Below are 13,605 nucleotides of genomic sequence, written 5' to 3' on the forward strand. Positions count from 1 at the left end.
CAGGTGCCCCCATTTGCCCAGCGCCTGATGGAGGCGTTCTGGCCCGGGCCGTTGACGTTGATCCTACCGCGCCGGCCCGGCGTGGCCGACACGGCTGCCGGCGGACAGCCCACCATCGGCTTGCGCTGCCCCGCGCACCCAGTGGCCCAGCGCGTGTTGTGCGCGGCCAAAGCGGCCGGTATCCATGGCCTGGCGGCACCGAGCGCCAACCGCTTCGGCCGCGTGAGCCCAACGACCGCCCAGCATGTGCTCGACGAGCTCGGCCACCTCGACGACGAGGCGCTGTTGATCCTGGACGGTGGCGCGTGCCCCGTGGGGATCGAATCGACCATCATCGACTGCTCGCGCGGCATGCCGGTGCGGCTGCGGCCCGGCACGATCGGCCTCGACGAGTTGCACGCCGCGGCGAGTGTGCCGATCGCCGAGCGCGACGCGCAGGCACCGCGCGCGTCCGGCACGCTGGCGTCGCACTATGCCCCGCGTGCCAAAGTACGGCTGATGGATGCCACCGAGCTGCAAACGGCGCTCGACCTGCTGGGCGGCGAGGCGCGTCAGCTGGCGGTCTATCACCGCACGCCGCTGCGGGTGCTAAGCCCGCATGTCCGCATGGCACGCATGCCCGATGATGCCGCCGCTTGCGCGCGCGAGCTGTTTGCCGTCTTGCGCGCGCTGGATGCGGATGACACGCGCCTGATCTGGGTGGAGCGGCCGCCGGCCGATGCCGCGTGGGACGGGGTACGAGATCGGCTGCAGCGCGCGGCGGCCTGATCAGCGGGTTCGGGCTGAATCGCCTGCGCCACCGTAGCGGATGCGCATCGTCAAAATCGCCAGCGCCAGGCTCAACGTGATGGCGTTGGCGATGATGATGGGCCACGCGCCCAGCAAGATGCCATAGACCAGCCAGCACGCGACCCCGGTGGTGAACGCGCTGTACATCCCTAGCGAGATCCCCGAAACGTCGCGCGTGCGCCACGTCAACCATGCTTGCGGCACGAAGCTGGCCGTGGTCAACACGGCGGCCACGGTCCCGATCGCATCGGCCCACCCTGCCAGCGCGTCAGCGGGCATCGGGCAGCTCGATCTTGACTTCGAGCACCTCCAGATTATCCTGGCGCTCGAGGTGCACCTTGATGTCGTCGGGATTGATCGGGATGTATTTGCCGATCACGGCGACCAGGTCGCGCTGCAGGGCGGGCAGATAGTCGGGCTCCGACGCATTGCGCCCGGAACGCTCATGCGCCAGGATGATCTGCAGCCGTTCCTTGGCGACCGCCGCGGTTTTTTTCTTTTCGCCCAGCAAAAAGGACAGCAAGGACACGGCGCTCACCTCCCGAACAGGCGCTTGAAAAAGCTGGGCTTTTCGGCCTCGATGAAGCGCAGCGGCTTGTCCTGGCCCAAGAAGCGATCGATGACGTCCTTGTACGCCTCCGAGACATCGGTGCCTTGCAGGTGGATGGCCGGTACCCCTTGGTTGGACGCTTGCAACACGGCTTCGCTCTCGGGAATGACGCCGATGAGCGGAATGCGCAGGATGTCTTGAATGTCTTGCAGCGACAGCATTTGCCCGTCCTGCACGCGGTTGGGGTTGTAGCGCGTGATCAGCAGGTGCTCCTTGACCGGCTCGCGGCCTTCGATCGCGCGTTTGGTCTTGGAACTGAGCATGCCCAGGATACGGTCCGAATCGCGCACCGACGAGACCTCCGGGTTGGTCACGACCAGCGCCTCGTCGGCGTAGTGCATGGCCATGAGCGCGCCGGTTTCGATGCCCGCGGGCGAGTCGCACACGATGTATTCGAACCCCATGCCCGCCAGGTCGTGGAGCACGCGCTCCACGCCATCCTGCTTGAGCGCTTCTTTGTCGCGCGTCTGGCTGGCGGCCAGCACGTAGAGGTTGTCGACCTGCTTGTCACGGATGAGCGCTTGGTTCAGATTGGCCTCACCCTGAATGACGTTGACGAAGTCGTACACCACGCGCCGCTCGCAGCCCATGATGAGGTCGAGGTTGCGCAGACCGACGTCAAAGTCGATGACCACTGTCTTGAGCCCCTTGAGGGCCAGACCGGTGGCGAACGAGGCGCTGGTCGTGGTCTTGCCTACGCCACCTTTGCCCGATGTAACGACGACGATTTTGGCCATGGAAACCGCTTTCGATCCAAAAATGGTGTTCAAGAGGACAGGGGTTCGAACAACAGCTTGTCCCCGTCCGGGCCCGTGGACAGCCGCACCTGCGCGGGTTTGCCGCGCACGGCGTCGGGCCAGGGCTTTTCTGCCGTTTGATAAATCCCAGCGATGGAGACCAGCTCGGGCTCCAGCGCCAACGAAAAGATACGCGCCTGGGTGTCACCACGCGCCCCGGCGATGGCCCGCCCCCGCAACGGCGCATAGACGTGGATGTGGCCATCGGCGATGACTTCCGAGCCCGGATTGACCATCGCCAGCACCACCAGGTCGCGGCCGCGCGCATACACCTGTTGACCCGACCGCAAGGGCCGATCGATCACCAGCGCGGAGCTCGGCGCCGCCGGTGCCGTCTCGACGGATACGGTCGGCGCAGCAGCAGGCGCGGCACCACTGCGAACCGCTGCCGCTGGAGGGGCTTCGGCCTCGACGAGCCCTGCTGCCAAGAAGGCGTCGCGCCACATCGGGGAAGCCGCACAAAACGCCAGCGGACGCAACCCTGCCGCACGCAAGCCATCGAGCAAGGCTTGCTGCTCCAGCGGTGTCGGCGCGTTCGCCGCGCCCGCCCAGTCGGCGCAATCGAGCAAGAGCGGCTCATCCTCGAAAAAGCAGGGCGCGCCGCCATAGCGCTGCTCGAGCTCGGCCAACACCGCTGCCACATCTGGCCCGCGCAGACGGGCCACCACCAGCGGCAGTTGGCCGTGGCGAATCTCGAGGGCAACGGTGGGTGGCGCGGACATGGCGTGCATTCGGTGCGCATCTTAGCAGCGTCGCCCCTCCGTGTTGGCGAGGCGCGGTGCGCCATCGTGCCAATGGCGTTTTCCCTGTTTTTCTTCTTTTGAATCGATTACGGTAGTCGTCGTAGCTAGAACATCGGCCTCGGCCGTGGATAAGACCGTGATCTGGGGATGCAACAATGGGTTGCGAGACGCTCAACCCTGTGGGCTGGGTGGCAGAAAGGGGCAGCGCCAACGGGAACAATGTTGCTTGGTGCTCGCCCCTCGGTGGATAACCGTCTCGTTACCCGCTCGATATCCACAGGGTTGTTCGCACGCAAAAAAACCACGGGTTGCCTGCCGCGATGCCATCAAGGCGGCGGGCAACCCGCGGTTGGTGGTCGCAACGCCCCGGGGGGCGATGCCGTCGACGGGCGAGCCGCGTCAGTCGATGACGGTGTAGCCCTCGTCGCGGATGGCTTGCGCCAGTTCCGTGCGGGGCCGCGACGACTCGATCTCGACGCGTTGGGCGTCGAGATCGACGCGCACCGTGGCGTCGGGGTCGAGGGCGCGGACGGCTTGCGTGACCGCGCGCACGCAGTGTTGACAAGACATACCGGTGACGGTGAAGGCGTGTTGCATGGGATGGACTCACAGCAGGAAAAACGACACCTGCATCATAAGTCGCCGCCCATCCGTTGCATACTCGTTGGGTATGACTTCCACCGTAGTGCCTTCCGATGCCGAAACCACAGGCCAGTGCGATCTGGGCATTGGCGGCATGACGTGTGCCTCGTGCGTGGCCAGGGTCGAACGGGCCCTGCAGCGCGTGCCCGGGGTGGTGTCGGCCAGCGTCAACCTGGCCACCGAGTCGGCGCGGGTGCAGTGGCGAGCGGACCCGACACTGGCCGCGGAGTTGCCGGCGCGGCTGCAGCGCGCCATCCGCGATGCGGGGTACGACCCTCGTTCGCTGGACGAGGATACGGACGCTGCGCAGGCCGCGCAGGATGCCGCACTGCGGCGCGAGGGGTGGTGGGTGCTGGCAGGCTTGCTGTTGGCATTGCCGCTGGTGGCCCCCATGCTGCTGCAGCCGTTGGGGGTGCACGCGATGTTGCCGCCGCTGTGGCAGGCCTTGCTGGCGACGCCGGTGCAGTTTGGGCTGGGGGCGCGTTTTTACCGGGCGGGCTGGCAGGCGCTGCGCCATGGCAGCGGCAACATGGAACTGCTGGTAGCGCTGGGCACCTCGGCCGCGTGGGGCATGAGCGTGTGGCTGTGGTGGCGCGCGCCGTCGGGCACCGAGCCGCATTTGTACTTCGAAGCCGCCGCCATGGTGATCGCGCTGGTGCGGCTGGGCAAGTGGCTGGAGGCGCGCGCCAAGCGCCGCACGTTGGCGGCCATTCGGGCGCTGCAGGCGCTACGGCCCGAGCGTGCGCACTTGCTGCCTGACGGCGTGCGACGTGACGCCGTGGTCGATGTCCCCGTTTCCGAGCTGTTGCCCGACGACCGGGTACTGGTGCGCCCGGGTGAGCGCATTCCCGCCGACGGCGTGATCGAGCGGGGCCGCACGCAGGTCGACGAGTCGCTGCTGACCGGCGAACCGTTGCCGGTGGAAAAGGCCGAAGGCGATGCCGTGACCGGCGGCAGCCTCAATGGCGACGGGGCGATCGAGGTGCGCGTGACCGCCACGGGCGCGCAATCGATGCTGCAACGCATCATCGCGTTGGTGCAAGACGCGCAGGCGCACAAGGCGCCGGTGCAGCAGACCGTGGATCGGGTAGCGGCAGTGTTCGTGCCCGTGGTGGTGGTGGTGGCGCTGGCCACTGCCGTGCTGTGGGGGACGGTGGGCGGTGCCCCGCTGGAGAGCGCCGTGTTGAACGCCGTGGCGGTGTTGGTGATCGCTTGCCCGTGTGCCCTGGGGTTGGCCACGCCCACGGCGATCATGGCCGGCACAGGAGCAGCGGCGCGCCACGGCATCCTGGTCAAGGATGCACAAGCGCTGGAGGCGGCACACAAGGTGCGTACCGTCGCGTTCGACAAGACCGGCACGCTCACCCTGGGGCGCCCGCGGCTGCTGGCGCTTGCGCCGGCCGAGGGCGTCGATGAACAGGCCGCATTGCGCACGGCGGCTGCCCTGCAAATGGGCAGCAACCACCCGTTGGCGCAGGCGGTGCTGGCAGCCATCGGCGAGGGGCAACCAGAGCCGGCCGAGGCGGTGCAAGCGGTGCCCGGCCGGGGTGTACAAGGGCGCGTGCAGGGCGTTTCGCTGGCGCTCGGCAGTCCGGGCTGGATGGCGGAGCTGGGCTGTCGCTGGACGGGTGAGGGTCTGCCTGCTCGGTGGGCCGAGGTGCAGGCGCTGGCGCAGCGAGACGGTGCGACGCTGGCAGTGCTGGCCTGGCACGACGATCCTGTGTGGCGGCCGCTGGCGCTACTGGCCTTTGCCGACGAGCCGCGGCCCACCGCGGCCGCCGCCATCGCGGCCCTGCGGGCGCGTGGCATCGGGGTTGTCATGATCTCGGGCGACCAGCGGGCCTCGGCGGAGGCGATGGCGCGCCGCTTGGGGCTGCGGCCGGAAGCGGGCGAGGTACGGGCCGAGGTGCTGCCGGCGGATAAGGTGTCCGTGGTGCGCGAATGGCAGGCCGTCGCTGGCCCGGTGGCCATGGTGGGCGATGGCGTCAACGATGCCCCGGCGCTGGCCGCGGCCGACGTCGGCATGGCCATGGGCAGTGGCACGGACGTGGCGATGCACGCGGCGGGCATCACGCTGCTGCGCGGTGACCCGGCACTGGTGCCCGCGGCGCTCGATATTTCGGCACGCACGGTGCGCAAGATTCGCCAGAACCTGTTTTGGGCCTTCATTTACAACGTGGCGGGGATTCCGCTGGCGGCCTTAGGGTGGCTGGACCCGGTGTTTGCCGGCGCGGCGATGGCCGCGAGTTCGGTCAGCGTCGTGAGCAATGCCTTATGGCTGACGCGTTGGCACCCGGCACCGCTGCCGCCTGCCGCGCCGCATTGACTTGGGTCAACATCGCCCACCGCAGGCTGGGGCATGCTCGCGCTTGGCCCGGCATCTGACAGTGGCGGGCCGTGGCCATTTGGAGGGAGTCCCCCATGCATGCTTCGAGTGCCCTGCGTACCATTCGCGACGAACACGCCGCGCTGGCAGCGATGCTGCAGTCGTTGCTGTGGCTGATCCGGCGCGGCCCGGGCGATGACCGCGCGCGCTTCTTCGACACGCTGCGCGCGATGCTGTTCTACATCGACGAGTTTCCGGAGCGCTTGCACCATCCGAAAGAGTCCGATCTGCTTTTTCCGCGCGTGGCCAAGCGCGAGCCGGCCGTACTGCCCGTCATCACCCGGCTGGAGCAGGACCACATGAAAGGCGAGTCGCAGGTGCGCGAATTGCAGCACCGGCTGCTGGCCTGGGAATGGCTGGGCGACGATCGCCAGGCGGCCTTCGTCGAGGCCTGCGAGCGCTACGTCGGGTTCTATCTGGAACACATGCGGCTGGAGGAGCAGGAAATCCTGCCCGCGGCCCAGCGCGTGCTCGACGAAGCCGACTGGCGGGCGCTGGACGAGGCGTTCGAGGCCAACCGCGACCCGCTGACGGGCCGTTACGCGCCCGATCCGGCTTATGAGCGGCTGTTTCGCCGCATTCTGGAAGTCGCCCCGGCGCCCATCGGCCTGGGGGCGTGACGTCACAAGCCCAGGGCGGCCAGCCAGTCGTCGAAGGCGTTCAGCAGCCGGGCCACGTGCGCTGGGGTGGTGGCCGGTGAGCACAGCATCATGCCGTGGAACGGGGTCAGGAGTACCCCGCGGTTGAGCAGGAACAGGTGCAGGCTGGCTTCCAGCGCCGGTTGGGCATGGCGGCGCACATCGTCGGCATTGCGCGGCGTCTCGGGCATGAACTGCAGTTCCAACCGGGCGCCCAGCCGCGTTACGGTCCAGGGCAGGGCACGGGCACGCAAGCGCTCGGTCAAGCCGGCTTCCAGTGCATCGGCGACGCGGTTCATGGCGGCGTAGCTGGCTGGCGTGTGCAAATGCTGCAAGGCCGCGTCCAGCGCGGCCATGGCCAGGGCGTTGGCCGTGAGTGTGGTGCCGATGCCGCTGTGGCCCTCGGGCGCGGCCTGTTTGACCGCCTGCATGCGGGCCGCCAGATCGGCGGTCACGCCGTACAGCGCGCAGGGCACCCCCCCGGCGACGGCCTTGCCGGCCACCCACACGTCGGGCGCCAGCCCGTGCGTCCGCGCATGGCCGCCGACGCCGCTGGACAGGGTATGGGTTTCGTCCAGCACCAACAGGGTGCCGTAGCGGCGGCACAGGGCCTGCGCCGCCGGCCAGAATCCGGGCTCGGGCGGCACCAGGCCAAAGTTGGTCAGCGCGGGTTCGGCCAGCAGGGCGGCCACCTGCCCATCGGCCAGCGCGCGCTCCAGCGCGGTCAGGTCGTTGAAGGGGATGACCCGCGTGAAATCCGGGTGGTCGTGCACCGCGCCCAGCACCGACGGCCGGCGCACCGTGCTGCCGGTCGCGGGGTCGCGGTCCACCAGCGTGTCGTCCACCGCACCGTGGTAGCAGCCGTCGAACACCAACAACTGCGGCCGGCCGGTGACCGCGCGCGCCCAGCGCAGCACGAAGCGGTTGGCGTCGCTCGCGGACAGGGCCAACTGCCAGAAGGGCAAGCCAAAGGATTGCGCCAGCCGTTCACCGACGCCCGCTGCCGCTTCGGTGGGCAGCATGCAGGTCAGCCCGTGCGCCGCCTGCTCGGCGATGGCGCGCGCCACCGGGGCCGGGGCGTGGCCGAACATCGCCCCGGTGTCGCCCAGACAAAAGTCCGCGTAGCCATGCCCGTCGGCGCAGGTGAGTTCCGCCCCGTGGGCGCTGTGCACGAACAGCGTCACGGGGTTGGGCCAGTCGCGCATCCAGTGCAGCGGCACGCCAAACAGGTAGTGCGCCGCGCTGCGCTCGGCCAGCGCGCGCGAGCGGGGGTGTTCGGCCAGGAAGCGCTCGCGCTCGGCGGCTTGCAGCGCCGCCAGGCGGTCGGCGGATACGGGGGCGGAAGGGGAGGGCTTTCGGGTGTCGCGCATGGTGTGACAGGATAGAAAGACGCGCGTCACAATGCGGAGCCATGTCTCGCCTCGAACAGGGATCCGCTTGCCCGGTGCCGTTGCGCCGCGGTCTGGTGCTCGCGCTGTGGCTGTCGCTGGGGGCGGCAGTGTCGCTGGGCATCACCCGCTTTGCCTATGGCCTGCTGCTGCCGCCGATGCGCGCGGACCTGGGTTGGAGCTATCTGCTCGCCGGCGCCATGAACACGGCCAATGCAGTGGGCTATCTGGTCGGGGCACTCACCGTCCCCGCGCTGATGCGCCGCCATGGCCCGGCCACGGTGTTGCTGGGCGGGTCGGCGTTGGCGGCGCTGTTCATGGCGGGCAGCGGTTTTTTGACGGCCGATGCGCCGCTGTTGATCCAGCGTTGGCTGGCGGGCATCGCCAGTGCCTGGGTGTTCGTGGCCGGGGGGCTGCTGGCGGCCCGGCTGGGCAGTGTCTGGCCCCGCCATGCCGGCCTGATGCTGGGCCTGTACTACGGTGGCGTGGGCAGCGGCATCGTGCTGTCGTCGCTGGCGGTGCCGGCCGTGCTGGCTTGGGCGGCGGATCGGCCGCACGCCTGGGCGTGGGCCTGGTGGGCCTTGGCCGTGGCCTGTCTGGCGGCCACCGGGGGCCTGGCCCACGCCTGGCGGGGCCTGGGCACGCTGGGGCTGACGGGCGCGGCCCCGCCGGCGCCGACCAGTTCCACAGCGCCCGCCGCGGCCGGGGGACCGAGCCACACCGGGGCGCTGCTGCGGGCGTTTGCCCCCTCGCTGGTGGGCTACGCCTTGTTTGGGGTGGGCTATATCGGCTACATGACGTTCGTGATCGCGCTGCTGCGCGACCGCGGCACCCCTGCGGCTGAAATCACGCTGTTCTATGCCCTGCTGGGGGTGGCGGTGATGGCGTCGTCGCGCCTGTGGGCCGGGCTGCTGGATCGGCACCGCGACGGACAGCCCCTGGCGCGGCTGAATGCACTGCTCGGTCTGGCCACGGTGTTGCCGGCCGTGACCCACGCCTGGCCGGTGCTGCTGGCGTCGGGCCTGCTGTTTGGCGCGGTGTTTTTGTCCGTGGTCGCGTCCACCACGGCGTTGGTGCGCCACAACCTGCCCGCGGCGCGTTGGGCGGCGGGCATCAGTGCCTTCACCATCGTGTTTGCGGCGGGCCAGATCGTCGGTCCGGCCGTGGTGGGCTGGATCGGCGACGGCCCCGGGGGGCTGGAGCGGGGGTTGGTGTTTTCCGCCGGGGCGCTGTGGCTGGGGGCGCTGGCCGCGTGGCGCCAGCGTGCCCTGTCCTGAGAAAAAAAGCGGGCTTTCCGCAGAAAGCCCGTCCCAAGGAGCGTTTTTGGAGAGATCGGGCGGCCCGTCACCGCCCGTGTGCGGACAGGGCCGCGATCAGAAGTCGTGGCGCATGCCGAAGGCGACCAGGCGCTCGTCCTTGGTCTTGGCCCCGACGTTGTTCTTCACCACCACGTCGCGTTAGCCGGCGTACAGGCGCGTGCGCTTGGACAGGGCATAGGTGGCGCCGAGGGCGAAGCCGCTGGCCTTGCCGTTCTTGGCGCCGCCGGCCGAGTCCTTGGTCTTGCTGTAGGCATAGCCGCCGGAGAAGGCCCAGGCCCCGACCGGCACGGTCACGCCCAGCGCGTATTCGCTGTCGTCGCCGTTGGCGGCGTTGCCCTTGCGCTGGTTGTATACGCCCGACACCGAGAAGCTGCCGAAGTCATACATCGCGGCCAGCGCGGTGTACTTGTCGGATTTGTCCTTCTCGTTTTGGTGGGCCAGAGCGACCTCGAATTCCTTTTGCTTGTAGCCGGCCTTGAAGGCGTACTTGTCCTGGGAGACGCCGGCCTTCTCGTCCAGCGAGACGTCGATGCCCGCGTAGAAGCCGCCCATGTTGGGGCTGTAGTAGCTGATCTTGTTGTCGAAGCGCGAGGCATAGTCGCCGCCCGACTTGAACACGCCGTTGCTGGAAGCGGTGAAGGCCGAGTCGAACACATCGCGGCTCTGGCCCAGGGCGCGCACGTCGTCGTACACCGTGGTGCTGCGGCCGAGCTTGACCTCGCCGAAGCCACCCATCAGCGACAGGCTGGATTCGCCTTTGAAGTATGGGTCTTGCGACGCGCCGGTGTCGGCGTTGAAGCGGTTTTCCAGCTTGAAGGCCGCCTTCAGGCCGCCGCCCAGATCCTCGGTGCCGCGCAGGCCCCAGCGCGAGGTGGTCAGACCGCCGTCGCCGCCCTGGAACATCTGGGTGGTGGAGGTGTTCTTGACCTTGTCCTTGAGGTTGCCCACCGACAGGTCCACGCGACCGTACAGCGTGACGTTGGATTGGGCCAGGGCGGCCCCGGTGGCCATCAGGGCGGCCAGGGCGATCAGGGATTTTTTCATCGTCGGATTTCCTAGGGTTGAACCAGAAAGCGGCAGCCCCGGATGGGGGGCTGCAACCGGGGATGGGTGGCCCGGAGGGCCGAACCACAGGGGCTATTGCACCGGCCCCTGATGACGGTGATGTGAAGTCAATTCGTGATAACCCGAATGTTGTTCATAAACAACGTCATCGGGCTTCACACGCGCCTCAAGGCTGGGCGTCAAAGACCTGGATGGTCCACGGCTGCGACGACGCCGGATCGACGCTCACCTCCACCGCGCGCACGTCGGCCGCGCCCGGCACCTGCAGGCGTGTCAGGTTCAGCACTGGCTTTTTCTGGTGCTTGAAGGGGTTGTCGAAGGCCAGCACATGGCTGTCGCCGTGGATCAGCAGCACCGGGCGGCCCCACTGCGCGGCCAGCGGCACCAGCGTGTCGCCGATGCTGGCGGCAAAGCCCGAGTGGCGCGGGAACGTCTCCACCGGCTGCTGGTTGTCGAACGGGTCGGCCTGCATGGCCACCACCATGGCCCGTGCGTTGCGCTGCTGCGCCAGCTCGAAGGCAGCGCGCAGCCAGGCGACGTTGGCGCGGTCGCGCTCGAAAAATTCCGCCACGGCCTTGGGGTCGCGCGTCTCGAAGTTGTTGTTGCTGCCAACGATGTGCACGGCGACGAACAGCACGTCGCCGGCCCACCAGCGCTGGTTTTCCACATAGGGCGCGAAGGCGGGCATGACGGTGGACTGGTTTTCCACCGCGATGGGCTGCTGGCCGAGCGATCGCCCGGGGGTGTAGAAGCGCTGGCGCAGCGTGGCCAGGCGCTCCAGCGGGTCGTAGCTGCCGTTGTTGGCGCGGTGGCAGTCGGTCCACTCGTTGTCGCCCGGGGTGTAGACCACGGCACCGCGGTAGCGGCCAAAGTGCTCCAGCTGGGCGGAAAACTCCTCGTTGCTGCACAGCGTGGAGCCGGCTTTGAAGTCGCCGACGTGGACGGTGAAGGCCGGCTGCAGCGCGTTGACGCGCTCGATCAGCGCGCGGTAGGGCGGATAGCTCTTGTCAGGGGGGCCGTAGGGCATGTCGCCCAGCGCGACGAAGCGCACGGTCTGGGCCGCGACGGTGCCGGCCAGCAGCACGGCCGTGGCGGCGACGGCGCCGCGCCACGCCCGGGGCAAAAGGGGAAAACGCATGGGGTCGGGCTCCTCAACAAAACCGGCCCCGAGGGGCCGACAGATCGGGGCGAACGGACCGGGTGTCCGCCCGGGGGTCACAGGCCGATGACGCCGCCGTCGTCTTTGGTGATGACGATGGTGGCCGAGCGCGGGCGGCCGCGGTCAGGCCACGACGAGATTTTGGTCGGAGCGTCGGGGTCGCTGCGTTCGCTGGGGGTTTCGCCCGGGTGCTGGATGTTGACGAACATCGTGCGCAGGTCGGGCGTCAAGACCACGCCGGTGACTTCGCACCCGCGCGGCCCCACCAGGAAGCGGCGGATGTCACCCTTGGTCGGGTCACAGGCCAGCATCTGGTTGTTGGTGAGGTTGGCGTAGTCACCCTTGCCCAGCGTCGAGGTGGACACATCGGTCTGGATCCACAGCACGCCGCGCGGGTCGATCCACAACCCATCCGGGCTGCCGAAGATGTCGCCACGCACGTTGCCCTTGGCGTCGGCACGCGCCAGCGAGGGGTCGCCGGCCAGCACGAAGTGGTTCCAGGTGAAGCGGCGCGCGTCCAGGTCGCCGCTTTCTTTCCAGCGGATGATGTGGCCCATGGTGTTGTTGGCGCGCGGGTTGGCAGCATCGACACCGGGGTGGCCGTCGCGGCCGCGGTTGCTGTTGTTGGTCAGGGTGCAGTAGACCTCTTTGCTGATGGGGTCTACCGCGGTCCACTCGGGGCGGTCCATCTTGGTGGCGCCCAGCGCGTCGCTGGCCTGGCGGGCCTTGATGAGCACCTCACCCTGGTCGGCAAAGCCATTGGCGGCCGTCAGCGGCCCTTGGCCGTACACCAGGGGCAGCCACTCGCCACTGCCGTCGGCGTTGAACTTGGCCACGTACAGCGTGCCGTGGTCCAACAGATCGCGGTTGGCGGCAAAGCCACCGGGCTTGACGCGGTCGCGGCTGACGAACTTGTAGATGTACTCGAAGCGGGCGTCCTCACCCATGTAGACCACGACGCGGCCGTCGTCGGTCAGCGCCACCGTCGCGCCCTCGTGCACGGCGCGGCCCAGCGCGGTGCGCTTGATGGGGGTCATCGTGGGGTCCATCGGGTCGATTTCGACCACCCAACCGAAGCGGTTCGGTTCATTCGGATGCTTGGTGGCGTCGAAGCGCTCGTCGAATTCGTGCCAGCGGTAGCCGGCGCCGCCTTTTTTGAGGCCCCAGCGCTTGCCGTGCGCATCGGGCTGGTCCGGACCGTGGAAGTAGCCGATGAAGTTTTCCTCGCAGGTCAGGTAGGTGCCCCAGGGGGTGTGGCCGTGCGCGCAGTTGTTGAGGGTGCCCAGCACCCGCGTGCCTTGGGGGTCGGCGGCGGTGCGCATCAGGGGATGACCCGCGGCAGGCCCACTGATGTGCATGGGGGTGTAGGCGGTGATGCGGCGCGCATACTTGGACGGCAGCACCTGGCGCCAGCCTTGCGGCGTGGCTTCGACTTCGATGATGGACACGCCATGGGCGGCTTGGGCCTTGCGCACCTTGTCGGCGCTCCAGGTCTTCATGCCGTCCGGGTGCAGCAGCCCATCGTCGGTGTATTCGTGGTTGATGGCCAGCAAGCCGCGGCGGCTGCCATCCAACGGGTAGTACGCCAGCCCGTCGTGGTGCATGCCGGCTTGCGCTTCCTGTTCTGCGGCGGTGTTGGAGGCGTCGGCCTTGAACGCCGGCATGCGCCCAGCGATGCCCACCGGGTCGCCCCAGCGGTTGAGCACGCGCGCGGTGTAGCCCGGGGGTACGATGACCTCGTCGACATTGCGCATGGGCACGCTGGCAAAGCCAATGGTGCGGCCCAGCGTGGCTGCGGGCGACGGGCCGGTGCTGGCACAGCCCGCCAGCAGGCCACCGCCCAGCAGGCTGGCGGCCGCGCTGGCCAGTGTGCCGCGCACGAAGATGCGGCGCGCAGGGTCCGAGACCTCGTGGATGCTCGGGTTGAGGCTGCGGTTGGAGTCTTCCATCAACGAAAAATCTTTGGCCATGGTGGGCTAACCTCCGGGTGAGTGTGGTCGAGAAACCCGGGTATGGTTGACGCCAACGATGACAGCGTGATGAAACCGGTGATTGGCGAAGGCGATAGA

At 68.6% G+C, this 13,605-nt stretch carries 13 protein-coding genes; 4 read left to right on the top strand and 9 right to left on the bottom strand.

The genetic code is table 11. The annotated features are described in order from the left end of the window. Positions 1–768: L-threonylcarbamoyladenylate synthase (locus tag Q0716_RS03480; protein ID WP_299019697.1), on the top strand; the 768-nt coding region annotated here is incomplete at its 5' end. Here the strand turns inward: Q0716_RS03480 and Q0716_RS03485 are convergent. The 5 genes from Q0716_RS03485 to Q0716_RS03505 all read right to left on the bottom strand — a co-directional run bounded on the left by Q0716_RS03485 (position 769) and on the right by Q0716_RS03505 (position 3,536). Then, complete coding sequence (locus Q0716_RS03485; RefSeq protein ID WP_299019699.1) at positions 769–1,068, bottom strand: SemiSWEET transporter; 300 nt, start codon at positions 1,066–1,068, stop codon at positions 769–771. It abuts the gene before it with no gap. Then, complete coding sequence (gene minE, locus Q0716_RS03490; RefSeq protein WP_299019702.1) at positions 1,058–1,318, bottom strand: cell division topological specificity factor MinE; 261 nt, start codon at positions 1,316–1,318, stop codon at positions 1,058–1,060. Before minE ends, Q0716_RS03485 begins: the two co-directional genes overlap by 11 nt. A gap of 5 nt (positions 1,319–1,323) precedes the next feature. After that, positions 1,324–2,136, bottom strand: coding sequence for a septum site-determining protein MinD (gene minD, locus Q0716_RS03495; protein ID WP_299019704.1), 813 nt, complete (start codon positions 2,134–2,136; stop codon positions 1,324–1,326). Between the two features lie 29 nt (positions 2,137–2,165). Continuing rightward, the gene (gene minC, locus Q0716_RS03500) at positions 2,166–2,918 is read right to left on the bottom strand and encodes a septum site-determining protein MinC (protein ID WP_299019706.1); all 753 of its coding nucleotides are present in this window, start codon (positions 2,916–2,918) and stop codon (positions 2,166–2,168) included. A 420-nt stretch (positions 2,919–3,338) separates the two neighbouring features. After that, positions 3,339–3,536: a heavy-metal-associated domain-containing protein gene (locus Q0716_RS03505; protein ID WP_299019708.1), complete on the bottom strand. Its 198-nt coding sequence runs from the start codon at positions 3,534–3,536 to the stop codon at positions 3,339–3,341. 73 nt (positions 3,537–3,609) lie between these two features. On the opposite strand from Q0716_RS03505, the gene Q0716_RS03510 reads away from it, so the two are divergent. Together Q0716_RS03510 and Q0716_RS03515 are read left to right on the top strand one after the other, a co-directional pair. Continuing rightward, positions 3,610–5,907: a cation-translocating P-type ATPase gene (locus Q0716_RS03510; protein ID WP_299019710.1), complete on the top strand. Its 2,298-nt coding sequence runs from the start codon at positions 3,610–3,612 to the stop codon at positions 5,905–5,907. Between the two features lie 95 nt (positions 5,908–6,002). Further along, a complete protein-coding gene (locus Q0716_RS03515; protein ID WP_299019712.1) occupies positions 6,003–6,587 on the top strand; it encodes a hemerythrin domain-containing protein in 585 nt (194 codons plus the stop codon). Between the two features lie 2 nt (positions 6,588–6,589). Here the strand turns inward: Q0716_RS03515 and Q0716_RS03520 are convergent, their stop codons facing one another. Continuing rightward, the gene (locus Q0716_RS03520) at positions 6,590–7,975 is read right to left on the bottom strand and encodes an aspartate aminotransferase family protein (RefSeq protein ID WP_299019715.1); all 1,386 of its coding nucleotides are present in this window, start codon (positions 7,973–7,975) and stop codon (positions 6,590–6,592) included. A gap of 41 nt (positions 7,976–8,016) precedes the next feature. Here Q0716_RS03520 and Q0716_RS03525 point away from each other — a divergent pair, with 41 nt between their 5' ends. Beyond that, positions 8,017–9,270: a YbfB/YjiJ family MFS transporter gene (locus Q0716_RS03525; protein ID WP_299019717.1), complete on the top strand. Its 1,254-nt coding sequence runs from the start codon at positions 8,017–8,019 to the stop codon at positions 9,268–9,270. Positions 9,271–9,450: 180 nt separating this feature from the next. Here Q0716_RS03525 and Q0716_RS03530 read toward each other — a convergent pair whose 3' ends face one another. The 3 genes from Q0716_RS03530 to Q0716_RS03540 all read right to left on the bottom strand — a co-directional run bounded on the left by Q0716_RS03530 (position 9,451) and on the right by Q0716_RS03540 (position 13,506). After that, the gene (locus Q0716_RS03530; RefSeq protein WP_299019719.1) at positions 9,451–10,356 is read right to left on the bottom strand and encodes a porin; all 906 of its coding nucleotides are present in this window, start codon (positions 10,354–10,356) and stop codon (positions 9,451–9,453) included. 187 nt (positions 10,357–10,543) lie between these two features. Continuing rightward, positions 10,544–11,515 carry a hypothetical protein gene (locus Q0716_RS03535; protein WP_299019721.1) on the bottom strand — a complete coding sequence of 324 codons (972 nt, stop codon included), beginning with the start codon at positions 11,513–11,515 and terminating at the stop codon, positions 10,544–10,546. A gap of 77 nt (positions 11,516–11,592) precedes the next feature. After that, positions 11,593–13,506 carry a PhoX family phosphatase gene (locus Q0716_RS03540; RefSeq protein WP_299019723.1) on the bottom strand — a complete coding sequence of 638 codons (1,914 nt, stop codon included), beginning with the start codon at positions 13,504–13,506 and terminating at the stop codon, positions 11,593–11,595. Between the last annotated feature and the right edge of the window lie 99 nt (positions 13,507–13,605).

The sequence above is a fragment of the uncultured Tepidimonas sp. genome (genome assembly GCF_938045175.1).
GTDB lineage: Bacteria > Pseudomonadota > Gammaproteobacteria > Burkholderiales > Burkholderiaceae_C > Tepidimonas.